At 39.7% G+C, this 23,735-nt stretch carries 20 protein-coding genes; 4 read left to right on the top strand and 16 right to left on the bottom strand.

Annotated features, from left to right (window positions below):
• Position 1: 1 nt before the first annotated feature.
• The 5 genes from sucA to sdhC all read right to left on the bottom strand — a co-directional run bounded on the left by sucA (position 2) and on the right by sdhC (position 6,123).
• Positions 2-2,821 (bottom strand): 2-oxoglutarate dehydrogenase E1 component, encoded by a 2,820-nt coding sequence (gene sucA / locus MTF66_RS10560; RefSeq protein WP_075169173.1) that lies wholly within the window; start codon positions 2,819-2,821, stop codon positions 2-4.
• 86 nt (positions 2,822-2,907) lie between these two features.
• A complete protein-coding gene (locus MTF66_RS10555) occupies positions 2,908-3,624 on the bottom strand; it encodes a succinate dehydrogenase iron-sulfur subunit (RefSeq protein ID WP_010390121.1) in 717 nt (238 codons plus the stop codon).
• A gap of 10 nt (positions 3,625-3,634) precedes the next feature.
• On the bottom strand, positions 3,635-5,407 hold the full coding sequence (sdhA, locus tag MTF66_RS10550) for a succinate dehydrogenase flavoprotein subunit (RefSeq protein ID WP_008112088.1): 1,773 nt from the start codon (positions 5,405-5,407) through the stop codon (positions 3,635-3,637).
• A complete protein-coding gene (sdhD, locus tag MTF66_RS10545; protein ID WP_055012091.1) occupies positions 5,408-5,755 on the bottom strand; it encodes a succinate dehydrogenase, hydrophobic membrane anchor protein in 348 nt (115 codons plus the stop codon).
• The gene (sdhC, locus tag MTF66_RS10540) at positions 5,746-6,123 is read right to left on the bottom strand and encodes a succinate dehydrogenase, cytochrome b556 subunit (protein ID WP_010390126.1); all 378 of its coding nucleotides are present in this window, start codon (positions 6,121-6,123) and stop codon (positions 5,746-5,748) included. Before sdhC ends, sdhD begins: the two co-directional genes overlap by 10 nt.
• Positions 6,124-6,529: 406 nt before the next feature.
• On the opposite strand from sdhC, the gene MTF66_RS10535 reads away from it, so the two are divergent.
• The 3 genes from MTF66_RS10535 to MTF66_RS10525 all read left to right on the top strand — a co-directional run bounded on the left by MTF66_RS10535 (position 6,530) and on the right by MTF66_RS10525 (position 9,586).
• Positions 6,530-7,816, top strand: a complete 1,287-nt coding sequence (locus MTF66_RS10535) for a citrate synthase (RefSeq protein WP_010390127.1) — start codon at positions 6,530-6,532, stop codon at positions 7,814-7,816.
• A gap of 114 nt (positions 7,817-7,930) precedes the next feature.
• On the top strand, positions 7,931-9,157 hold the full coding sequence (locus MTF66_RS10530; protein WP_138622851.1) for an aminotransferase class V-fold PLP-dependent enzyme: 1,227 nt from the start codon (positions 7,931-7,933) through the stop codon (positions 9,155-9,157).
• Between the two features lie 12 nt (positions 9,158-9,169).
• Complete coding sequence (locus MTF66_RS10525; protein WP_138622853.1) at positions 9,170-9,586, top strand: SufE family protein; 417 nt, start codon at positions 9,170-9,172, stop codon at positions 9,584-9,586.
• A gap of 34 nt (positions 9,587-9,620) precedes the next feature.
• Here MTF66_RS10525 and tcdA read toward each other — a convergent pair whose 3' ends face one another.
• From tcdA to MTF66_RS10490, 7 genes are read right to left on the bottom strand one after another with little or no spacing between them, the layout of a single operon-like run.
• Positions 9,621-10,418: a tRNA cyclic N6-threonylcarbamoyladenosine(37) synthase TcdA gene (tcdA, locus tag MTF66_RS10520; protein WP_138622855.1), complete on the bottom strand. Its 798-nt coding sequence runs from the start codon at positions 10,416-10,418 to the stop codon at positions 9,621-9,623.
• Positions 10,419-11,099 carry a TIGR01621 family pseudouridine synthase gene (locus MTF66_RS10515; RefSeq protein WP_138622857.1) on the bottom strand — a complete coding sequence of 227 codons (681 nt, stop codon included), beginning with the start codon at positions 11,097-11,099 and terminating at the stop codon, positions 10,419-10,421.
• Complete coding sequence (kdsB, locus tag MTF66_RS10510) at positions 11,096-11,857, bottom strand: 3-deoxy-manno-octulosonate cytidylyltransferase (RefSeq protein ID WP_138622859.1); 762 nt, start codon at positions 11,855-11,857, stop codon at positions 11,096-11,098. The genes MTF66_RS10515 and kdsB overlap by 4 nt, the downstream gene beginning before the upstream one ends.
• Positions 11,845-12,042: a Trm112 family protein gene (locus tag MTF66_RS10505; RefSeq protein ID WP_010390133.1), complete on the bottom strand. Its 198-nt coding sequence runs from the start codon at positions 12,040-12,042 to the stop codon at positions 11,845-11,847. The genes kdsB and MTF66_RS10505 overlap by 13 nt, the downstream gene beginning before the upstream one ends.
• The gene (gene lpxK, locus MTF66_RS10500) at positions 12,032-13,012 is read right to left on the bottom strand and encodes a tetraacyldisaccharide 4'-kinase (protein WP_138622861.1); all 981 of its coding nucleotides are present in this window, start codon (positions 13,010-13,012) and stop codon (positions 12,032-12,034) included. The genes MTF66_RS10505 and lpxK overlap by 11 nt, the downstream gene beginning before the upstream one ends.
• Positions 13,009-14,754 (bottom strand): lipid A export permease/ATP-binding protein MsbA, encoded by a 1,746-nt coding sequence (gene msbA / locus MTF66_RS10495; RefSeq protein WP_138622863.1) that lies wholly within the window; start codon positions 14,752-14,754, stop codon positions 13,009-13,011. The genes lpxK and msbA overlap by 4 nt, the downstream gene beginning before the upstream one ends.
• A gap of 60 nt (positions 14,755-14,814) precedes the next feature.
• Positions 14,815-17,082, bottom strand: a complete 2,268-nt coding sequence (locus tag MTF66_RS10490; protein ID WP_248527207.1) for a DNA internalization-related competence protein ComEC/Rec2 — start codon at positions 17,080-17,082, stop codon at positions 14,815-14,817.
• Between MTF66_RS10490 and MTF66_RS10485 the strand changes: the two genes are divergently transcribed.
• A complete protein-coding gene (locus MTF66_RS10485) occupies positions 17,062-17,568 on the top strand; it encodes a DUF2062 domain-containing protein (protein WP_010390140.1) in 507 nt (168 codons plus the stop codon). The two genes, MTF66_RS10490 and MTF66_RS10485, sit on opposite strands and share 21 nt — an antisense overlap.
• Positions 17,569-17,660: 92 nt before the next feature.
• On the opposite strand, the gene MTF66_RS10480 is transcribed toward MTF66_RS10485, so the two are convergent.
• The 4 genes from MTF66_RS10480 to rlmKL are packed head-to-tail and all read right to left on the bottom strand — an operon-like array spanning position 17,661 to position 23,690.
• A complete protein-coding gene (locus tag MTF66_RS10480) occupies positions 17,661-19,400 on the bottom strand; it encodes a DUF3466 family protein (protein WP_054201006.1) in 1,740 nt (579 codons plus the stop codon).
• A gap of 11 nt (positions 19,401-19,411) precedes the next feature.
• Positions 19,412-21,325: an ABC transporter ATP-binding protein gene (locus tag MTF66_RS10475; RefSeq protein ID WP_138622867.1), complete on the bottom strand. Its 1,914-nt coding sequence runs from the start codon at positions 21,323-21,325 to the stop codon at positions 19,412-19,414.
• Positions 21,326-21,340: 15 nt separating this feature from the next.
• The gene (locus MTF66_RS10470; protein ID WP_109874592.1) at positions 21,341-21,580 is read right to left on the bottom strand and encodes a glutaredoxin family protein; all 240 of its coding nucleotides are present in this window, start codon (positions 21,578-21,580) and stop codon (positions 21,341-21,343) included.
• Complete coding sequence (gene rlmKL / locus MTF66_RS10465) at positions 21,573-23,690, bottom strand: bifunctional 23S rRNA (guanine(2069)-N(7))-methyltransferase RlmK/23S rRNA (guanine(2445)-N(2))-methyltransferase RlmL (protein WP_109874591.1); 2,118 nt, start codon at positions 23,688-23,690, stop codon at positions 21,573-21,575. The genes MTF66_RS10470 and rlmKL overlap by 8 nt, the downstream gene beginning before the upstream one ends.
• Positions 23,691-23,735: the final 45 nt, after the last annotated feature.

Below are 23,735 nucleotides of genomic sequence, written 5' to 3'. Positions count from 1 at the left end.
CTTATCCTTTCTTTTCTATAGTAAGCGCGTCGGCAACGAGCGCTTGTTGTTCTTTAGTATGTACTGACATATAACCACATGCAGGTGATGCTGAAGCTTTACGACCAGCATATTTTAATTTTGCATCTTGTGGAATTGCATCAATAAAGTGATGTTGAGAACAATACCAAGCACCTTGGTTTTGCGGCTCTTCTTGACACCATACAAAATCAGTAACATGCTGATAACGTTCAATAATCGTCTTCATTTCGTCATGTGGGAACGGGTATAGCTGTTCAACACGAACAATAGCAATGTTGTCTTGCTCAAGTTTACGACGCTCTTGTAATAATTCGTAGTAAACTTTACCACTACAAAATACAACACGTTCTACTTTCTTAGCATCAATATCATCAATTTCATCGATCACATTGTGGAATACGCCCTCTGATAGTTCTTCAAGCGATGATGTAGCTAATGGGTGACGAAGTAATGATTTTGGCGTCATAACAATCAATGGGCGACGAAGAGGTCTAACCGATTGACGACGAAGCATTGCATAAACTTGTGCAGGTGTAGATGGTACACATACTTGCATATTATGATCAGCACACAGCTGTAAAAAGCGCTCAAGACGTGCAGAGCTATGCTCAGGACCTTGGCCTTCATAACCATGTGGTAGCAAACATGTCAGGCCACATAAACGACCCCACTTTTGCTCACCTGAACTTAAGAATTGGTCAAAAACAACTTGTGCACCATTGGCGAAATCACCAAATTGCGCTTCCCATAAAACAAGTGAGGTCGGCTCTGCTGTTGCATAACCATATTCAAACGCTAATACCGCTTCTTCAGATAGCACCGAATCAAATACTTCAAACGTACCTTGATCTTCACTAATGTTTTGCAGTGGTAAGTATGTTGCACCGTCTTGTTGACCGTGAACAACGGCATGACGATGGAAGAAGGTACCACGGCCAGAGTCTTGACCTGTTAGGCGAATATCAGTGCCTTCAGCTGCAATAGTTGCATACGCTAAAGTCTCTGCCATACCCCAATCAAGTGCTTTTTCACCGGCTGCCATAGCTTTACGATCATCGTATATTTTCTTAACACGAGATTGCGCTTTGTGGTCTTCAGGGTAGCTTGCAACAATGTTACCGAGCTCTTTAAGTTTCTCTACAGAAACGCTCGCGTCGTAGTCAACATTCCAATCATGGCCAACGTATTTAGCCCAATCAGAAGAATGTGACGTTTCTGGTTGAATTTCTTCAACTACACAGTTGCCATCATCTAAGCCATTACGATAATCATCAGCAAGTGCTTTCACTTCGTTTTCTGTGAAAGAACCTTCCGAAATTAACTGATCTGCATAAATTAAGCGAGGGACTGGATGTTTTTTAATCTTTTGATACATAACAGGCTGTGTAGCATTAGGCTCATCAGCTTCGTTATGACCATGGCGACGGTAACAAACTAGGTCAATCACAACGTCACGTTTAAACTGGTTTCTAAAATCAAGCGCTAACTGCGTAACAAACGCAACCGCTTCAGGATCATCAGAGTTTACGTGGAAGATTGGTGATTGAACCATTTTTGCAATATCAGTACAATAATCAGTAGAGCGAACATCGTCTTGCTTGCTTGTTGTAAAACCAACTTGGTTATTAACAACAATACGAATGCTACCACCACAACTAAATGCATTAGTTTGTGATAAGTTAAACGTTTCTTGTACTACACCCTGACCTGCGATTGCAGAGTCGCCGTGAATAGTAATAGGAAGTGCTTTGCTGCCAGTTTTGTCGTTTAGACGATCAAGACGTGCGCGCACAGACCCCATAACCACAGGATTAACGATTTCTAAGTGCGATGGGTTAAACGCAAGTGCCATATGCACATTGCCACCTTTGGTCGCGAAATCTGAAGAGTAACCCATGTGATACTTAACATCACCAGAGCTTAAAGTATCTTTGTGTTTACCAGCAAATTCATCAAATAATTCTGATGGATTTTTACCAAGTACATTCACAAGTACGTTCAAGCGTCCGCGGTGAGCCATGCCGATTACGGCTTCTTTTTGGCCACTTTCACCCGCGCGGTGTATAAGCTCTTTAAGCATAGGCACTAACGCATCGCCACCTTCAAGTGAGAAACGCTTAGCACCCGGGAACTTAGCCCCTAAATATTTTTCAAGACCATCAGCCGCTGTCAATCCTTTAAGGATACGTAGCTTTTCATTTTTATCGAATTTTGGCCTAGACTGAACAGACTCTAAACGCTGTTGTAACCAACGTTTTTCTTCTGTTGATGTGATGTGCATATACTCTGCGCCAATAGAACCACAATAAGTAGTTTTTAGTGCTTGGTATAACTCACCTAAAGGCATAGTATCGCGGCCTACGGCAAACGATCCTACGTTAAATTCGCGGTCAAAGTCAGCATTTGATAAGTCGTGGTATTCTAGCTCTAAATCTCGTACACGTTCTCGTTGCCAAATACCTAGTGGATCTAGGTTTGCATTTTGGTGTCCACGAAAACGGAAAGCATTAATAAGTTGCAGAACTTTAACCTGTTTAAGGTCGCCGCCACTGCCCTCTGCTACCACTACTTCTCTATGCTTGTTTTTAGCAAGCGCCGCAAATTGTGAACGAACTTCTGAATGTTTTACTTCAACATCCACACCATCAACTTTTGGTAATTGTTCGAACACTTCTCGCCATTCTTCTGGCACCGAAGTCGCATCGTCTAAATACGCTTCATAAAGCTCTTCAACATAAGCAACGTTACCGCCGTTTAAATGTGAAGATTCTAGCCATGCCTTCATCACACCTTCGTGCATTTATAAGCCCTTTTTTTTAGCGCAGAAATTAATAGTTATATAACAAGATGGCTAATAAATATTAGCCATCTTTCGTCTACTAGAAATTAAACCGAGCGGTTTAATAACATAGATTTTATTTGCCCAATTGCTTTAGTCGGGTTAAGACCCTTAGGACAAACGCTAACACAGTTCATGATACTGTGGCAACGGAACACACTGAATGCATCGTCTAAGTCAGCTAAACGCTCTTCTGTTGCAGTATCTCGGCTATCAGCTAAGAAACGGTAAGCATGAAGAAGGCCTGCTGGACCTATAAACTTATCTGGATTCCACCAGAAAGAAGGACACGATGTAGAACAACATGCACATAAAATACACTCATAAAGCCCATCTAATTTATCACGCTCTTCAATAGATTGAAGACGTTCGCCTGCAGCAGGCTCGTCATTTATTAGATACGGTTTTACTTTTTCGTATTGAGTGTAGAACTGACTCATGTCAATAACAAGGTCACGAACAACAGGAAGTCCCGGTAATGGACGTACTACGATTTTACCTTTGCCATTTTTTTGTAGCGTAGATAAAGGAGTAATACATGCTAAGCCGTTCTTACCATTCATGTTTACACCGTCTGAACCACACACGCCTTCACGGCATGAACGACGGAATGATAATGTAGGATCTTGCTCTTTTAATAATAAAAGTGCATCCAATACCATCATGTCTTGGCCTTCCTCAGTTTGCAAAGTGTATTCTTGCATACGAGGTGCGTTGTCAACATCCGGATTGTAACGATAAACTGAAAATTGTACTTGTGCCATCGTCTCGCTCCTAGTAGGTACGTGCTTTAGGTGGGAATGCTTCACGTAGCTTAGGCTCGTAGTTTACTTTACGCTTGCTCATTTCATCCGTTACCGGATTAAATACTGAGTGACATAACCAGTTTTCGTCATCACGATCTGGGAAGTCAAAGCGAGAGTGTGCACCACGGCTTTCAGTACGGAAGTTTGCAGCTACTGCAGTTGAGTAAGCTGTTTCCATTAAGTTGTCTAATTCTAAACATTCAATACGCATGGTGTTGAAGTCTGATGATTTATCATCAAGACGTGCATGCTGTAAGCGTTCACGAATTTCTTTAAGCTCAGTAAGACCAGTTGCCATTGAGTCACCTTCACGGAATACCGAGAAGTTAAGCTGCATACACTGTTGTAGGTCTTTCTTGATTTGTACTGGGTCTTCGCCTTGACCAACTGTTGAGCTTTCCCAACGATTAAAGCGAGCTAAAGACGCTTCTAAATCAGACTCAGAAGCCGCTTTAGAAATTTCAACGTCATTTAGGTATTTACCTAAGAAATTACCAGCAGCACGGCCAAATACAACTAAATCAAGTAATGAGTTACCACCTAAGCGGTTAGCACCGTGAACAGATACACATGCAATCTCACCAACAGCAAATAAACCTTGTACTACTTTTTCGTTACCAGCGGCATCGATATTAAGTACTTGACCATTTACGTTAGTTGGCACACCACCCATCATGTAGTGACATGTTGGGATAACTGGAATTGGTTCTTTTGCAGGATCAACGTGAGCAAATGTTTTAGCAAGGTCGCATACACCTGGAAGACGTAAGTTAAGCGTTTCTTCGCCTAAGTGGTCAAGTTTCAACTTAAGGTGAGGACCCCAAGGACCATCACAACCACGACCTTCACGAATCTCTGTCATCATTGAACGGGCAACAACGTCACGAGATGCTAAATCTTTAGCGTTTGGTGCATAGCGTTCCATGAAGCGTTCGCCATCTTTATTTAAAAGATAACCACCTTCACCACGACAACCTTCAGTTACTAGCGTACCAGCACCTGCAATACCTGTCGGATGGAATTGCCACATTTCCATGTCTTGCATAGAAATACCAGCACGAGTCGCCATACCAACACCGTCACCAGTGTTAATGTGAGCATTAGTTGTTGATGCGAAGATACGACCTGCACCACCAGTAGCTAACACAACTGCTTTTGATTTGAAGAAAGTGATTTCACCTGTTTCAATTTCAATCGCTGTACAACCTACTACATCGCCATTATCGTTTTTAACTAAATCAAGTGCATACCATTCAGAAAATACATTTGTTTTATTTTTAACGTTTTGTTGATAAAGAAGGTGTAATAATGCGTGACCAGTACGGTCAGCAGCTGCTGCGGTACGTGCAGCTTGTTCACCACCAAAGTTTTTCGATTGACCACCGAAAGGACGTTGGTAAACACGGCCATTTTCAAAACGAGAAAATGGTAAGCCCATGTTTTCTAATTCAGTAATAGCTTCTGGGCCTGTATTACACATGTATTCGATAGCGTCTTGGTCACCGATAAAATCGGAACCTTTAACGGTATCATACATATGCCATTCCCAGTTATCTTCATGCGAATTACCTAGCGCTACTGTAATACCACCTTGAGCAGATACAGTATGTGAGCGTGTCGGAAAAACTTTAGAGATTAGTGCACATGTTTTGCCAGATTCAGTAATAGCAAGAGCAGCGCGCATACCTGCACCACCGGCACCAATTACTACGGCGTCAAATTCACGAACAGAATATTTCACTTAAACACCCCATAAAACGATTAAACCTACAGCTACGTAAGCAACAGCCATTAGGTTTAGTACAAAGCCTAAGAAAGCACGCAATTTAGCGCCCTTTACATAGTCGGTTAGAACCTGCCAAAGGCCGATACGGGTATGAACCATAATGCAAACTAGGGTGATTAATGTCGCCCCTTTCATTGCTAGGTTAGAGAATAGGCCTGTCCAGGCGTCATATGTGACTTCTGGCATTGCTAAAAAATAGCCAATAATAAAAATTGCATATGCACTGATTATTAATGCCGTTGTGCGTAGAGATACAAAATCTTGTACGCCATCACGTTTAAGAGTTGCTTGATTTAAGACCATATCCACACCCCTGCCAATACAGCAAACACAACGCCAAGTGCCATTGCAATTTTAGCGCTAGTGTTGCCTGATTCAAGTTCTTCCCAATGCCCCATATCCATAATGATGTGACGGATACCACCGATAAGGTGATAACCCAATACAGAAAGGGTGCCCCAAGCTATAAATTTGGCAATGAATCCGTTAAACAGACCCTTGACGAATTCAAAACCTTCAGCTGAAGAAAGAGACTCTGACCAAGCCCAAATGACAAACGTTAAAGCAAAAAATAATGCAACACCGGTGACGCGGTGAAAAATTGAAGCTTTAGCCGTTGCCGGCATAGATATAGTTGTTAGATCTAGATTTACAGGTCTTTGCTTTTTCACAGTTACTTGCCCATCTTGCCCGCAGTGGGGCTCATCTACTTGTTTTTCTAAAACCCACCAAATGTTTCTGGTGGAACTATCAAAATAAACGTATTAATACTAATAAAGTTCACTTTTTATGAAAAATATTATGTAAAAAAAAGTTTACCCAAATACAAATCGGTTAAAAACCTCCGTTAGTATATATAGCCGGAGACTCTTTTACAATTCTTGTTTACTTTGAGTCGTTTGCGAATTAGCCAATGGTATAATATTCAATCTATACCGAATATTTATTATACATATGTGCATAATACTTATAAAAATTGACTTTATACCCCTCTTTCACGTTAAAATGTAAAGATGTGCTTAGAATAGATTTTAGAATATAAAAATCAGAATAGTTATCTTAATAGGAGATACATAGATGGCAGATAAGAAAGCCACAGTCCATATTGATGGGCTAGATCCAATCGAACTTCCAATTTATCAAGGTACTGCTGGCCAAGATGTAATTGATGTACGTACACTCGGCTCACATGGTCACTTTACTTATGACCCAGGTTTCATGTCGACTGGTTCTTGTGAATCTACAATCACTTACATCGATGGTGGTAAAGGTGTTTTATTACACCGTGGTTACCCGATCGAGCAGTTAGCAGAGAGCTCTAACTACGTTGAGTTATGTTACTTACTATTAAACGGTGAGTTACCAACTAAAGAGCAATACGATGATTTTGCTACAAAAATCACTCGTAGCACAATGCTAGATGAAAAAATCGCAAACTTCTTCCAAGGTTTCCGTTTTGATGCACACCCAATGGCAATGCTATGTGGTGTGGTTGGTGCATTATCTTCTTTTTACCATGAAGATCTTGATATCACTGATGCAGTTCAACGTAAGACAAGCGCTATTAAATTAGTTGCTAAATTACCAACAATTGCGGCAATGGCATACAAAACAAACATCGGTCAACCGTTTGTATATCCACGCAATGATTTAAGCTATGCAGAAAACTTCTTACACATGATGTTCTCTGTACCTGCTGAAGAATACAAAGTGAACCCAGTAACAGCTAAAGCAATGGATAAAATCTTTATGCTTCATGCTGACCACGAACAGAATGCTTCAACGTCAACTGTTCGTTTAGCTGGTTCTTCTGGTGCTAACCCTTATGCATGTATTGCTGCGGGTATTGCATCACTTTGGGGCCCTGCTCACGGCGGCGCTAACGAAGCATGTTTAAACATGTTAGAAGAAATTGGTTCAGTTGATCGCATCGACGAATATGTAGCAAAAGCAAAAGATAAAGCGGACCCTTTCCGTCTTATGGGCTTTGGTCACCGTGTTTACAAAAACTTCGACCCACGCGCAACAGTAATGCGTCAAACATGTCATGAAGTTTTAGCTGAGCTTAATATTCAAGATCCATTGCTTGATATTGCAATGAAACTTGAGCAAATTGCACTTGAAGACCCGTACTTTGTTGAGAAGAAACTTTACCCTAACGTAGATTTCTACTCAGGTATTATCTTAAAAGCGATTGGTATTCCTACAAGTATGTTCACTGTAATTTTTGCAATGGCACGTACTGTAGGTTGGATCTCACACTGGGACGAGATGCTTTCTCAGCCTGGTCACAAGATCAGCCGTCCACGTCAGCTTTACACAGGTGAAACAACACGTGATTATAAAGCTACAGACAAGCGCTAAGCTTTAAAGTTAGTTTTAAAAGGCCGCTTCTGCGGCCTTTTTTATTACATGCTACTTGAGAATTATCTTAAACAGATTACAATTCCTGCCCGAATTGATTAACTTTATGAGCCTATGTCTGTGTCCTCGTTTGATCCTAAAAAAATCCGTAATGATTTCCCTACTCTAAATCAGACAATCAATGGCAATCCTTTGGTTTATTTAGACTCAGCTGCAACAACACAAAAGCCACAATGTGTGATTGACGTCACCACACAGTTTTACACATCACAGAATGCAAATGTTCACCGCGGTCGTCATACACTGAGTGAGCAAGCTACAGCGGCTTATGAGCAAGTACGTCATCGCGTTGCTGATTACTTTCAGGTAAGCGGTAATGAAATTGTCTGGACTAAAGGCGCTACTGAGGCGATTAACTTAGTTGCACATGGCCTAAGAAATACATTAACAACAGACGACACCATTTTAATTAGCCCAATCGAGCATCACGCGAATATTGTGCCGTGGCAAGAACTCGCGGCATACACTGGTGCAACGTTAAAAGCGTTGCCACTTAATGACAATGCCACTTTTGATATCAAACAGTGCTGTGACGTGATTAAACACACCAAACCTGCACTTCTTGCAATCACTCACGCCTCTAATGCGCTGGGCAATATTACCGATTTAACTCCGCTGATAACCGCTGCGAAGGCAGTAGATGCGTTAACTTTAGTCGACGGCGCACAAGGCGCCCTTCATTTAAGACCTAATTTAATCAAGCTTAATTGTGATTTCTACGTGTTCTCAGCTCACAAAATGCTGGGGCCAACTGGATTAGGCGGTTTGTATGGCCGCTATAGTGCGTTAAATGCATTATTGCCTTATCAAACAGGTGGTGAAATGATTGAAAAAGTGACCCTAACGCAAAGCACTTATCGTGACGCTCCCGCTAAATTTGAAGCTGGGACGCCAAATATAGCCGGTGTTTTAGGCTTTGGTGCGGCGCTTGAGTATTTAATGGCACTTGATCAGCAAACATTAAAGCAATATGAACAACAGTTGTTTATTTATGCAGCGAACGCACTGAATCAAATAGACGGTATTAGTATTTATAGCGACCTAAAATCGAACATTGGTACATTGTGCTTTAATTATAAAAATGAACATCCGTACGATCTGGCAACTTTACTTGACGGCTATGGTGTTGCAGTGCGAAGTGGTCATCATTGTACCCAACCGTTGATGACCCATTTGAAACTAAATGGCTCACTCAGAGCGAGTTTTGCTTTTTATAATACGACTAAAGATGTAGACCAATTTATTACTGCGCTTAAAGAATGCATCGCTTTATTAGACTAATTTGGATAAATAATGACTCACACATATCAACTGGTAAGTAAAAACATTGAAAACAGTGCAAGCTGGCAACAGAAATACCGTGAAATTATGTTACTTGGCAAAACACTACCGCCGTTAGTCGATATACTAAAAACAGATGATGCGCTAGTCCAAGGCTGTGAAAGTAAAGTATGGATGTTTGTTGAGTTTGATTTGACAGAAAATGCATTGGTTGTAATTGGTGATTCTGATACGCGAATAGTAAAAGGATTATTAGCGTTAATTTTAGCGCTGTATAACGGTTTGACACCTGAAGAGGTATTAAGCGTTAATGCCTATGAAGAATTTGAAAAGCTCGGCTTAATTAGCCACTTAAGCGCTTCTCGCGGCAATGGGATAAAAGCTATGGTGGAAAAAATACAAACTTTAGCTAAACAAAAAGCGCGTTAAGCGCTTTTTTAACAATATGATGTGTAATCTGTAATTAAATGTTCAAGCGTGTACACTTATCTAAATATTTTCTTACTGCTTTAGCGGCAACAAAAAAACCAAAACTACCGGTGATCATCGTCACCGAACCAAAGCCATTATTACAATCCATATTCATACTACCATCTGCATTTTGTTTCGCATGGCACACACTGCCATCACTACCGGGATAAACAAGCTGCTCTGTTGAATACACACAGTCAATATTAAATTTACGTTTTGGATTAGAGCTGAAATTATACTGCTTACGCAAAATATAGCGCACCTTTGCAAGCAATGGATCTTGAGTCGTTTTTGCCACATCTCCAAATGTAATTTGACTTGGATCAGTTTGCCCACCTGCACCGCCCGTGGTAATTATAGGCATTTTATTACGCTTACAGTGCGCGATTAACGCCGCTTTTTCTTTTACCGCATCAATGCAGTCAATAACATAATCAAAACCTTGAATATGCTCTTGAATATTATCTAGTGTTATAAAATCGTCAATAACATTAACTATACACTCAGGGTTGATAAGCTCGCAGCGCGCCTTCATGGCATCCACTTTTGCTTCCCCAATCGTGCCTGTTAACGCATGAATTTGACGATTAACATTGGTTGCGCATATATCATCTAAATCTATTAGAGTAATTTTGCCCACGCCGGTGCGCGCTAATGCTTCTGCAGTCCAACTGCCAACGCCACCTATACCAACAACACAGAAATGTGCCTGTTGTAACCATTCAAATTGCTGTTGACCATATAGTCGTTTAATACCACCAAAGCGGATATCAGTTACTTGTTCACTCATTTACCAGTCCAATTTCCACGGCGTTTGCCAAGAATCAAAATCTTGATGTTTTATTAATTGCGCATATTCAACTCCACACTCTGGCAACAGAGTCTGTTGTATTTGTTCCCCAGCCCACTCAAAGTCCAGCGCAAATGCATGCAAATAGGTACGATCAGCGGCACTCCCAGAATAACTAGCATCGCCTAATATAGCGGCACTTATACTCTTTAATGCCACCCTAAGCTGGTGAGTTTTTCCTGAATATGGTTTCAATAAGTAAGCTCTAAATCCGCTTTTAAAGCTAAACGAATAAAAACGTGTAATAGCGGGGTTACTCTGTGAGTTTAATAATTTATATGTGCCTCGACGAGATTTTGCCATGTCACCTTTAACCCAGCCTTGCTTTTTTTTAGGCTTGGTATCACTAACCGCTAGATAAAACTTATTAATCGCATGCTGGGCAAATAACTTCGTAAATTCTGCTGCTGCCGCTTTGCTTCGTGCGAGTATAATCAAGCCTGAAGTGACCTTATCTAAACGGTGTACCGCAAATAGTTTTTCATTTAACTGTTGCTCAGCTAGTACCACAAAACCGGGGCCTTCTTCAGAATGAAAATTAAGCCCATGAGGTTTATTTATGATGTAAAAATCATCATGCGTATATTGCACTTTTAATATAGGCGTTTGTGCTATATTCACGCGCTTTTACTTTGAATATGGGCAACCACTTTAGCTAAATCCTCTGGTGTATCTACTCCTGCATGAGGGGTCACTAAAGCTTGTTCTATTTTAATTGCATAACCATGGTATAGCACCCTTAGCTGCTCTAGTGATTCTAAAACTTCTAATGGCGAAACACTTAATTCAATATATTGCTTTATAAACCCTGCGCGATACGCGTAAATACCCACATGGCGTTGAAAAGGCGCTAAATTAAGTGGTTGCTGCTCAGCCATCATGGCGCTTCTATCAAATGGGATACTCGCTCTTGAAAAGTACAAAGCATTTTTATTGATATCACTGACAACTTTAACCGCATTAGGATTAAACACTTCATCACGCTCTTCAATAGCAACGCTTAAGGTTGCCATTGGTGCCGTTGATTGCGCTAATAATGTTGCCACTTGTGATACGTTATCAGGCGACAGCAAAGGTTCATCACCTTGTACATTTACCACGATAGTATCATCGGCTAAATTAAGTAAATCCACTACTTCGGCTAAGCGCTCTGTGCCTGATTGGTGATCTTCACGTGTCATCAAAACATTACTAGTAAAACGTTTAGCAGCATCAAACACTCTTTGATGGTCGGTAGCAATAACCACCTTGCTGGCTCCTGACAAACAGGCTTTTTCATACACATGCTGTATCATTGGTTTGCCACAAATATCAGCAAGTGGTTTACCTGGTAAACGAGTAGAAGCGTAACGCGCAGGGATAACAACTACGAATTCCACTTTTCTACCTCTTCAAGGGTCAATTCACGGGCTTCATTTTCAAGTAGTACAGGAATGTCATCACGTACCGGGTAAGCTAGTTTTGCTGCTGTGCTGATCAGCTCTTGGTTTTCTTTATCAAAGCGCAACTTACCTTTACACACAGGGCAAGCAATAATTTCGAGTAATTTTGTATCAAAGGCCATGGTGGATCCCTTTTTCTTTTAATAATAAATTTAATGTGTTTATTACTGCTGCAGTTGGTTGAGCGTCAACCGGCAAGTAATACCAATTTGGCTTAGCAAAGTCACGACACTTAACCGCATCTTTTTCTGTCATTAATACACAGTCCTCACCAAATTGAGCAAAGTCATTGGCGGTATAAGCATAATGGTCGCGAAAATGATGTGTTGATAACAACGCTATACCTTGTGCTTTTAATGATGCTTCAAAGCGCTGAGGGTTACCGATTGCACTTACAGCATGCGCTGTTTCTATAGCCGTTGTTATCTCAGTATTATCAGCAACACGTTTAATAATTGATGGCTGCAAGCGATAGCTAAATTCATGTTCAGAACCATTTTCAATGACTAAATCAACACTGTTTAAACGAGAAACCGTTTCGCGAAGTGGTCCTGCTGGCATTAAAAAACCATTACCAAATTTTCTTTCGCTATCAACAATACAACATTCAATACTGCGTGCCATTTTGTAGTGTTGCATGCCATCATCAGAAATAATTACATCAAGCTGAAACTGATGATTGAGCATTTCTATATTCTGCTGTCTATTTGGCCCCACAACTAACGGACATCGTAAACGGTTAAATAAAAGTACCGGCTCATCCCCTGCTTCTAAAGTCGTCGTATTGGCAGTTACTAATAATGGGTAATGGGCTGCTTGCCCACCATAGCCGCGACTAATTAAACCAACAGATAAGCCTTGAGCGGTTAAGTAATCATGTAGCCACAATACAAATGGAGTCTTACCATTGCCGCCAACACTTATATTGCCAACAACAATTACTGGAGTATTACTAACAAATGGCTTAAAAACACCCACTTCGTAGCAGTATTTGCGCACTAGAGCAACACAGCCAAAAATAGCGGACAGTGGTAATAACAATAAGGTAATTAAGCTAAAAGGTTTGTACCAGCTTTGCTCTATTTTACTCACCCCTGCTCACCAAACTGCATTTTACAAAGAGCTGAGTAGGTACCATCGTTAGTCAGTAATTCAGTATGCGTACCACTTTCTATCACTTTACCGTTATCAATCACATAGATACGGTCACTATTTTCAATAGTCGATAGCCTATGAGCGATAACAATGGAGGTTTTGTCTTTCATTAATATATCAAGAGCATGTTGGATAAGCTTTTCAGACTCAGTATCCAAGGCCGAGGTCGCTTCATCTAAAATTAAAATAGGCGCGTCTTTTAAAATAGCACGGGCAATCGCAATACGTTGACGTTGCCCGCCTGAAAGCATTACCCCATTCTCGCCAACCATAGTGTTAAGTTGCTCAGGTAAGTCTTTTACAAACTCCCACACATGGGCTTGTTTTGCAACGTCATGAAGCTCTTCAATAGAGATTTCGCGTTGTAAACCATAACAAATATTATTGGCAATCGTGTCATTAAATAGCACCACTTGTTGCGACACTAACGCAAATTGACGGCGAAGATCAGTAAGCTTATATTCATTAAGAGCAATGCCATCGAGTAAAATTTCGCTTGGCGCTTCTAAGTCATAATATCGGGGTAACAAGTTAGAAATAGTCGATTTACCCGAGCCAGAGCGGCCAACAAGGGCAATACTCTCACCGGCTTTTATGTTCAGTGATAAATCGTTAAGCACGGCTTCATCCTTGGTTGGGTATTTAAAGGTCACATTTTTCACCTCAATATGCCCTTTTACCTTATCAACCGAAAAGGTACCCGTGTCTTTTTCAATTTCTTCATCTAGCACTAAAAAAATACTCTGAGCAGCTGAAATACCTCGCTGTAAGTCACTGTTTACATTGGCAAGTTGCTTTAATGGGCGCAGTAGCATCATCATCGATGAGATGAGTACGACAAAATCCCCAGAGCTAATGCTGTCTATCATAGAGGGCATCGACACAACCCATAAAATAACAGCCATAGCACTGGCAGCCAAAATTTGAATAATAGAGACACTTAGCGCTTTAGTCGCATCCATCTTGATACGTTGTTGGCGGTTATGATTATTAATTTTAGAAAATTGATCAATTTCTTGTGTTTGCCCACCAAAGCCATGGATCACTTTGTGACCACTGAGCATTTGCTCTGAACTACGGGTAACTTGTCCCATCGCTGACTGAATATTTTTCGAGATATGACGAAAGCGTTTAGACACCACAGCTACTATGATAGCCACAAGCGGGATAATAACTAAGAAGATTAACGACAACTGCCAACTGGTATAAAACATCACAGCGAGTAAAAACACCACGAAAGCGCCTTCACGCACAACAATAAGCAGTGCTTTGGTGATTGCTTGTTGAACTTGCTCGGTGTCAAAGGTAATTTTAGAAATCAAATCGCCGGTTGAGTTTTTATCGTGAAAGGACACCGGTAAATGTAAAATGTGTTCAAACAATTCTTGGCGCAGCGCCCTCACGACTTGTGAGCCTACATAGCTTAAACAGTAAGATGACATAAAGTTAAATACGCCACGCCCGATAACCAGCGCAATAACCACAAATGGCGCATAAGTAAGTACCTGGCTGTTACGCTCGTTTAAACCTTCATCGATAAACGGCTTCATCAGTTGAATGAATAATGCATCCATACCTGAATAACCTATCATTCCTATAATCGCGACGATGGCAATCGACTTATAAGCGCCAACGTAAGAAACAAGCCGTTTATATATTTGTGTAGTACTTTGTTCCATAACACTCTCTAAAACCTGTAACAGCCCCTATTGTATCCTTAGCAACAGCAAAACAAAACGTCAATCTTTGATAAACCAATAACTTTCCGCCCCTCTTGCGGTACTCAGCTCTAAGTGTTTAGCATAAAAATCAACCCGAATTTGTCCTACATCACCGGTGCTATATTGTTTGGCGTTTATTTTATTGTAACGCTTAACTACCGCTTTACTTGGAAATTGCCACTGGCCTTGATACGCACTTGAATGAATCACAAGTGTTGGGTTTACGGCCTCGATAAACTCGACACTGGAAGAGCTATCACTGCCGTGATGAGGACTTAACAAAACTGTACTTTGTAAATCATGCCCTTGTTTAATTAATTTAGACTCCCTCGCCTTTGATATATCACCAGTGAGAAGCACACTATGGTTTGCACTTGAGACTTTAACAACACAGGAATTATCATTACGGTTATTAAACTCATCTTTTGAAAAGGTTTGAATACTCAAGCCTTGAAAGTCTATTTTTGTCGCTATGCAGTCTTTATATACACCACTTGGATGAAAATAATCAAAGCTCCATGCATAACCGGCTTTTTTAAAGTGCGCAACGCCTCCTGCATGGTCGTTATCTTGATGGCTTACAATCGAGTTAGTTACTGTTAGGTTATGAGCATTAATATAGGGTAGTAAAACACTAGTGACACGACTAAAGCGATTAAAATAACTCGGGCCAAAATCATAAATAAACGCATGTTTATCTTTTTCTATCAGTACCATTAAACCGTGGCCTACATCAAATACGTTTAACTGCCAAAGGCTGGTTTGCGTAAAGTAATAGTTAAAAAGCAAAGTCAAAATCGGAATGCAGGCTAGTAAGCGAAGCTCAATAAAATAAAGTAAGGGTACAACACTATAAAGCAGCACCACGGTGGTTATACTTACCTGTCCTACATTAAGCCAACGTATCTGCTGAGGTATTGCCTGCAACATTTGATACAAATTGGTCAGTGGAAAATCATATAACACAATAAATGCATGCCAATCGGTTAATAACCCCAGCAACACGCTTAAAAATAAAGCAGGCATTAATACAAAAGATAAAATGGGAATAGCCACAAGATTTAAAACTAAACCCACTAAACTCACGCCATTGAAAAAGTATAATGACAGGGGTAATAAGCCAATAAATAATCCCAGTTGAATAATAAATAATGTTCGCATATTGGCCAGTAGTGAGTGACCCCGAAGTGGAAACTGCTTTAAAACCATAAAAATAATACATACCGCTAAAAACGAAAAGTAAAGACCTGGATTTAGTACACTAAATGGATTAACCGCTAAAATAATAACCAACGCATATAAAATACTGCGCCATCTCAATGATTGCTTTGCCAAGTAATAAAGCAACAAATAACAACCCAGCATAATTAAAGCGCGAGTTGCGGAGATGATAAAATCACTCAAGTAAACATATATGAATGCCACTACAAAGCCGACAGCGCTATAAACAATAGAAACATTTATGCCTTGATTTAGTTCAGGTTTAACCAACTTAAGACAAAAACGTGTAACAAAATAACAAAAACCAAACACTAAAGAGATATGCAACCCAGAAATGGCTAATAAGTGACTTAACCCAAGACTCTGCATTAATCGCTTTTGCTCGAATGTCATCAATGACTTATCGCCGGTTAAAAGTGTATAATATAGCCATTTAAGCTCAGCATTATTTACCAGCTTTTTTACATAGGCTCTATAAGCTGACACGGTATTATTTTTTTGAGAGCTTTTAATATTAAGCTGCTTATTGAGCACTGTACCTTTAAAGGCTATCTTTTGTGTAAAAGCATAAAGCTGATTATCAAAAACAGTAAAATTTTTAATAGTTCTATAATTATTCAGTCTCACTTGGGCATTAAAAGTATCACCAGATTTAATTGGTTGTGCAAAATTGATACTTAATAAGGCATAAGGTGCCCTAAAGTGACTATATTCACTATCTTCTAAATGGGTTATTTTAGCTTTTATATATTGGGGAGGCGTAGCAGAGATAACCTCTTCGACCACCACACCGACAGAATAAGCATATTTTTTGTGCTGTTCAGGTAACTCAAATGAATAAAACAAGATAAAATGTGCGGCTACACAGCAAATACCGCAAATAAAGCCTAACAATACAGTTAAAAACGGCTTAAAATACGTGCTCACAATAAGGATTGAAATTGTGATAACTGTAAACTCAAGGGTTTGATAATAAAATACGGTAATAACGACACCGGTAACAAACCCAAGACTCATCCACACAGACGTAAATGGTTGCTTTAAATGGCTAAAAAAACGATCCAACGGTTTTTACCTGATCCAAATAAAATTAGACATCACAAATCACTAAGGATATTTGGTCGTCTTTTACATGATGCTAACCTTTGGCATTTAAATCGACGCTCAGCACGCGGTGCCTTTGCCGTTGGACTTTTTTTTGCATTCATCCCTGTTCCTTTTCAAATGGTGCTAGCAGCTGCCGCAGCCATAATCTTAAGAGTTAATTTGCCTATTTCTGTTGCTTTGGTGTGGATCACCAACCCACTTACAATGCCACCTATTTTTTACGGCTCATACTTGGTTGGTACATTAGTACTAAATCAACCTGAGCAGCATTTTGCGTTTGAGGCTAGTTGGGCGTGGTTTATAGAAAGCCTTACTACCATTGGCCCTGCTTTTTTAGTGGGTTCGCTTGTGTGCGCATCTATTGCCAGTGTTATTGGCTATTTTGGTATTGATTTAATTTGGCGTCGCTCAGTAAGAAAAGCTTGGATATCTAGAAATAACTAGCGACTACTTCATCAAGTACTTCTGTTAATATTACTATAGACAAAAAAAAACCAACTTAACAAGTTGGTTTTTTTATAAACGAATAGCAGTACTTAGAAACGAAAAACGCGTCTTAATCCAACTAAAGGTAGCAGTAATAAACCAAACCATGAGAAGCTGGCTGAGCTACGTTCATAAAACTCTGCATCTGGGGCTTTACAATTTTCAACTTCACCATTAGCAATCGGTGAAAGTTTTACTGCAACAGCAACACTTTCATATTGAATGTTACCATTTATGTCGGTTATGACCTCACCTAGTGAGTCTAATTTTTCAACCGTTTTAGTTGCCACACCAAATACTTCATTATTTTCGTTGATTGATTTCGCCTCTACCATTTTATAACTAAAGCTAGTTTCACCATCACTGTCAAAACATGGTAGTAGATTATTTAGATTAGTGATTTTGTCATCACCAATTTTATAAATAAACGCTTCTGAACGCCTTGTACTCGCTGTATCACCAACATCACCTTCGCCTACAATATAACCTTGATTATTAATATCATTTGCATATGAGCTTGAGCTAATAAAATAATCTTCAGGAAACACCGTCGTGTTTGTATTTATATCGTGGTAAAAGAGTTTGTTTCTTAAAGAGCCTTCAATGCGTTTAGTAGCATAACCTGCAATAATGTCATTATCATTGATTGCAAATGCTTTACCTCCTTCCCAATCATCTTGCTGGTTTATAAAGTCAACTACCTCACCGTCTTTAAAATAAGTTGGCATACTGTAGATTCTATTATCGTTGTCAATATCTCGGGTATCTGAAGACCCTACAGCAATACCATTACTATTCACAGCTAATGCAATACTATTAAATGGAGTTCTGTCTTCATCTTCTTCCGGAGTAAGCGCTAAACCTAGCAACTCTGTTGAAGTCACATTATAAGTGCTGTCTAGAGTCCATTTAACCGCTGTTTTATTAAACACACCTCGCGTATTTCGAGAATTAATTAACTCGATACAAGCCATAACTGGCTCATCAAGGCCATCACAATTGTCTGTAATTGTGGTTTGTCTCTCAGCAGGAATACTGACCGATACATTACCAACAACAATGTAACCAGTGTCAGTGGCAACAATATCAGATGCTTTACTAGTCCCACCGTGTTCAGTAAATTCTGGTAAAAGCGGCACTTCAACACCACCAGCAGAGATTAAAATTCCGCGCTCTATAAACTCACGAGTAAACCACGTTTCTTCATCAGTTTCGCCATCTGGTGTAAAGCTCACTTTATCAAAGGCTGCACTTCCCCAACCAACCGTAGTACCGTCTTGCGCTACACCTGTATAAAAGTTACTTACTGATCGAGTTAGCCCATCATAATCAAGTGAAGATTCATCGAAAAGAGACTGCTCAGTTATTAAACCGTTATTATAGCTTGTAGCAATAAGCGAACTGATTTTTTGATATTCAAAATCTTCAGACCGAGAAGATAGAAAGCCAACCATAAAAGTATGTGCGTCAGCATTAGTGTAAACAGCATCATTATTTTCTATATCATCGAGGGTAAAGGTTATTTCTTTATCAATGTTTTCAAACCTTTTAACTTCGGTGTCGTATGCGCTCTTTATTATATTATCTGTAAAGTCGATATAACTAATATCAATAGGTAGGTTAAACAATCCGTTAGCTTGACCTATAATATGGCCGTTTTCACTCACATCAGTAACATAAGTATGTTTGGCAGCTTCAAAGTCACCTAATTCGGTTAACTGGTACGTTGCACTTAATGCTGATGTACTCAGTGTGGCTAAAACACTGGCCGCGAGTAATTTATATTTCATTTTATTCCTTACTACTGATTCTTTAATTCTTCAAGTTCTTCCCAACGCTCAAAAGCGGCTTCAAGGTCAGACTCGAGTTGGGCTAAATGGTTCAATTCCTTGGCTGTTATATCACTGTCTTGCTTGAAAAAATCTTCATGACTTACTCGTTCTTGTTGTTTTTCAAGTTCAGCTTCAAGTTGCTCCATTTTATTAGGTAGTTGCTCTAGTTCAAGTTTTAATTTGTAAGAGAGTTTATTTGCTTTGTTATTGCTTTTAACTGGCGTTGGCTCTGTTTTTTCAACTTTTTTGACTGGCTGCTTTTGCAACTCTTTGTGCTGCTCCGCCAAATAGTTGGTATACGCTTCATAATCACTGTAGCCACCAACTATATCAGTGACTTTGCCGTTACCTTCAAATGCCCAAACACTCGAACAGGTATTATCAATAAACTCTCGGTCGTGGCTTACTATAAGCACAGTACCTTGATATTGGTTAATAATATCCTCAAGGAGCTCTAATGTTTCTATATCTAAGTCATTGGTAGGCTCATCGAGCACTAATATATTTGAAGGTTTCAAAAATAACTTGGCTAATAACAATCTGTTTTTCTCACCACCTGAAAGTGCTTTTACCGGTGTACGAGCACGTGCTGGCGGAAATAAAAAGTCTTGTAAATAGCCTAACACGTGACGTGAGCGTCCGCCCATCATCACTTCTTGCTTACCTTCAGCAACGTTATCTTGAACGGTCGCTTCTTCATCAAGCTTCTCACGGTACTGATCGAAATATGCAAACTCTAAGTTAACACCTTGCTTTATTTCACCACTGTCTGCTTTTAAATCACCAAACAACAATTTTAATAGCGTTGTTTTACCAATACCATTAGGCCCCACCAAACCAATACGATCGCCACGCATCACTAAGGTAGAGAAATCATCAGCTATCACTTTGTCTTTAAATGCATGATTTAGGTGTTTAGCTTCAAATACTAGTTTACCTGAACGATCCGCTGTTTCGATATTGAAATCAGTTTTACCTACTTGTTCCACACGTTGTTTACGTTCATTACGTAATTGTTTCAGCTCACGAACACGGCCTTCATTACGGGTTCGACGGGCTTTAACACCTTGGCGGATCCATGCTTCTTCTTCCGCTAAGCGTTTATCAAACAATGCATTTTGTGTTTCTTCTACTTTTAAATCATGCGCTTTTTGTTCTAAGTAAGTTGCATAATCACCAGGATAAGAAATTAGTTTACCGCGATCTAAATCTAAAATACGTGTAGCAACAGCTCGAATAAAAGCACGGTCATGCGATATAAATACAATACCGCCTTTAAATTCTTTTAGGAATTGCTCTAACCACATTACACTTGTCATATCCAAGTGGTTAGTAGGCTCATCGAGCAGTAATAAATCAGGCTCACTCACTAAAGCACGCGCTAATGCAACTTTACGTAACCAACCACCAGAAAGCGACTCAAGTTTCGCATCAGGAGTTAGCTCTAATTGAGTAAGTACAAGTTGAATTCGGCTATCAAAACGCCAGCCATCTGCCGCCTCTAATTTATTAGATAAACGCTCTAATTTATTTAATAGTTGATCAGTGCAATCTGTTTGCAATTGTGTGCTTACATGATGAAAGTCAATAAGTAAGTTAGCAATTTCGGGCATACCTTGGGCAACATAATCAAATACAGTGCCACTTGCCCCTTTAGGTGGATCTTGCTCTAAACGCGATATTTTTAAACTACCAACTTGGTTTATTTCGCCATCATCAAGTATTAGTTGACCGTCGAGTACTTTTAAAAGCGTTGATTTACCTGCACCATTGCGACCTACAATACACACACGTTCGCCACTTTCGATTACTGCATCTGCATTATCAAGTAATGGGTGTGTACCGTAAGCTAATTGTGCTTTTGAAATTCTAATTAAATCCATAGTTAATCTTTACTCTTATTCTGCTTGCGCTAAAAACTGCTGCGCCTGAGGTGCAGTAAAAGGCCAAAATAATTGTTGGCCTTGTTGATTTTTTAAAACCGGAATGCTTATTTGATACTCTAAAATTAATACGTCATCGCTCATAATATCAATAAGTTGTAATTCATCGGTTGATGAAAGTAACGGTTTTAACAGCTGCTCTGCTTGCTCGCACAAGTGGCAGCCGTCGGTGTGATATAAAATCCACTTAGCCATGTTTAATTAACCAGCTATTATGAATTTTTTTATTTCGTTTAAAGTCAGGAGATAAGGTTTTTTCAGAAATATTTTCTGCTTTTAACCCTAACCCCATCAAGCCAACTTCATCCATTACAAAACCGCGTTTATTATTAGAGAATATTAGCGTACCCGATGGGCTCAATATTTTTTTAACCCAAGTTAACAGCTTAATGTGGTCGTTTTGCACATCAAACGCGTCTTTCATTCGTTTAGAATTTGAAAAAGTAGGCGGATCTAAAAAGATCAGGTCATACTGCCCTTGTGCATACTCTAGCCATTTTAAACAATCAGCTTGCTCAAAACGATAACGTGTATTGCTAATATCGTTAAGCGCAAAGTTATCTTGCCCCCACTTTAAGTAGGTTTTAGATAAATCAACGGTAGTAATCGCTTTTGCGCCACCAATGGCTGCATGTACTGAGGCGGTTCCTGTGTATGCAAACAGGTTCAAAAAGCGCTTATCTTTTGCGTTTTCTTGAATGTAACGACGTGCAAGGCGATGATCTAAAAATAGCCCCGTGTCTAAGTAGTCAAATAAATTAACTTTAAACTTAGCACCAAACTCTTCTACTACCATGGTTCTATTTTGCTTGGCCATGGGTGTATATTGCTCTTCACCTTTTTGTTTTTTACGTACTTTTACAGCAATATTTTCAGGTGCAATATCAAGTTGTTGTGCTGTTAAGCTAATAACATCTTGCAAACGCTTCTCTGAAGTTTTTTCATCAATCTCTTTCGGTGCTGCATATTCAAAAATAACCGCCGAGTCACCATAAATATCAACCGCAACGTTGTATTCAGGAATATCTGCATCGTAAACACGATACGCATGGACTTGATTTTGCTTAAGCCAATTTTTTAAACCTTGCTTGTTCTTTTTCAGGCGATTAGCAAACGCCATCGAGCCTTCGAAGTTTAAAGCGGGTTTGTCATCAGAGGTAAGGCTGACTTGCTTGTCATCAAGTTGGTAAAGGTTTAATTCAACATCAAGGGGGCCATTTTTAAATTTATAGCGTTTTTGCTTCACTAATTTAAGTAATTTAAACAGGCTTTCATCCATGCCCAGTAGAGCGAGTTTCCAATGATTAAAGTGCTTTTTAAAACCAACACCTAGACTACGATGCAGGTTTACAAGTTCAGCCATAGAACCAATACGCTCACCATAAGGTAAGTTAGAAATAACAACACCCGGCAATTTTGCAACGCTCGTCAGTTTTGTCGCATCGCTTTGCTTAAATTTAATCACCGTCTCAAGCTCAGCACGCTGCGCATTAGCAATCGCTTTATCAAGTACTTGTGCATCGTAATCATGGCCAATTAACCATAATTTAGGATCAGTAATATTCGCTAAAAGTTGCTCTTTAAGTTCTTTGAATTTTGCCACTCTAAAGCTGGGTAAACGCTCAAACGCAAATCCTTCACGGAATAATCCAGGCGCTTCATTACGTGCCATTCCAGCCGCTTCTATTAAAATAGTGCCGGCACCACAACATGGATCGAATAGTGGTTGATTGACATTTTCGAGCCAGCCACTACGTTTTATTATTGCCGCAGCTAAATGCTCTTTTATGGGTGCTTTGCCTTGACCTTGACGGTAACCACGCTCTGATAAACGCGGCCCTGAGTAATCAATATAAAGTGAAACGCCATGACGATTTAAACGTGCAACCACTCGCACATTGGCATCTTGCTTATCTACATTTGGTCGCTGTTCAAATAAATCGTTAAAGTAATCAACAATCGCATCTTTAATTACTAAACCAGAAAACTGGGTATTTTTAAGTGAATCGTTTGTGCCATTAAAATCAACAGCAAAAGTTTGTGTTGGGCCAAACCATTCTTGCCAAGGTTGTAAGCGTGCAAATTTGTACAAGCTGTCTTTGTCATTTACGCCTTCTTTTTCTTCAATAAGCATAAGTACACGCGTAGCAAAGCGTGTAGATAAACACACTTTTTGCGCTAGCAATGAGTCAGCCTCAAAGCGAACAGAACCCACAGTTTGCTTTGACACCGTAGCGCCAAGTTCTGTAAGTTCATCAACCAATAAATTTTCGATTCCGATAGAAGTAAGTGCGATAAATTGCAAAGTAAAAACCCTTAATAGCTAATTGCGCGGGATTATAACATAGGT

It is taken from the genome of Pseudoalteromonas sp. 2CM39R, assembly GCF_023161845.1.
This window is presented reverse-complemented; position numbering and strand designations above follow the sequence as displayed.

Excerpts from the sequence above, each read along its gene's own strand:
- sucA (WP_075169173.1), bottom strand. The coding sequence starts at position 2,821 with ATGCACGAAGGTGTGATGAAGGCATGGCTAGAATCTTCACATTTAAAC.
- MTF66_RS10555 (WP_010390121.1), bottom strand. The coding sequence starts at position 3,624 with ATGGCACAAGTACAATTTTCAGTTTATCGTTACAATCCGGATGTTGAC.
- sdhD (WP_055012091.1), bottom strand. The coding sequence starts at position 5,755 with ATGGTCTTAAATCAAGCAACTCTTAAACGTGATGGCGTACAAGATTTT.
- MTF66_RS10535 (WP_010390127.1), top strand. The coding sequence starts at position 6,530 with ATGGCAGATAAGAAAGCCACAGTCCATATTGATGGGCTAGATCCAATC.
- MTF66_RS10530 (WP_138622851.1), top strand. The coding sequence starts at position 7,931 with ATGTCTGTGTCCTCGTTTGATCCTAAAAAAATCCGTAATGATTTCCCT.
- MTF66_RS10525 (WP_138622853.1), top strand. The coding sequence starts at position 9,170 with ATGACTCACACATATCAACTGGTAAGTAAAAACATTGAAAACAGTGCA.
- tcdA (WP_138622855.1), bottom strand. The coding sequence starts at position 10,418 with ATGAGTGAACAAGTAACTGATATCCGCTTTGGTGGTATTAAACGACTA.
- MTF66_RS10505 (WP_010390133.1), bottom strand. The coding sequence starts at position 12,042 with ATGGCCTTTGATACAAAATTACTCGAAATTATTGCTTGCCCTGTGTGT.
- msbA (WP_138622863.1), bottom strand. The coding sequence starts at position 14,754 with ATGGAACAAAGTACTACACAAATATATAAACGGCTTGTTTCTTACGTT.
- MTF66_RS10485 (WP_010390140.1), top strand. The coding sequence starts at position 17,062 with ATGGCTAAAAAAACGATCCAACGGTTTTTACCTGATCCAAATAAAATT.
- MTF66_RS10480 (WP_054201006.1), bottom strand. The coding sequence starts at position 19,400 with ATGAAATATAAATTACTCGCGGCCAGTGTTTTAGCCACACTGAGTACA.
- MTF66_RS10475 (WP_138622867.1), bottom strand. The coding sequence starts at position 21,325 with ATGGATTTAATTAGAATTTCAAAAGCACAATTAGCTTACGGTACACAC.
- MTF66_RS10470 (WP_109874592.1), bottom strand. The coding sequence starts at position 21,580 with ATGGCTAAGTGGATTTTATATCACACCGACGGCTGCCACTTGTGCGAG.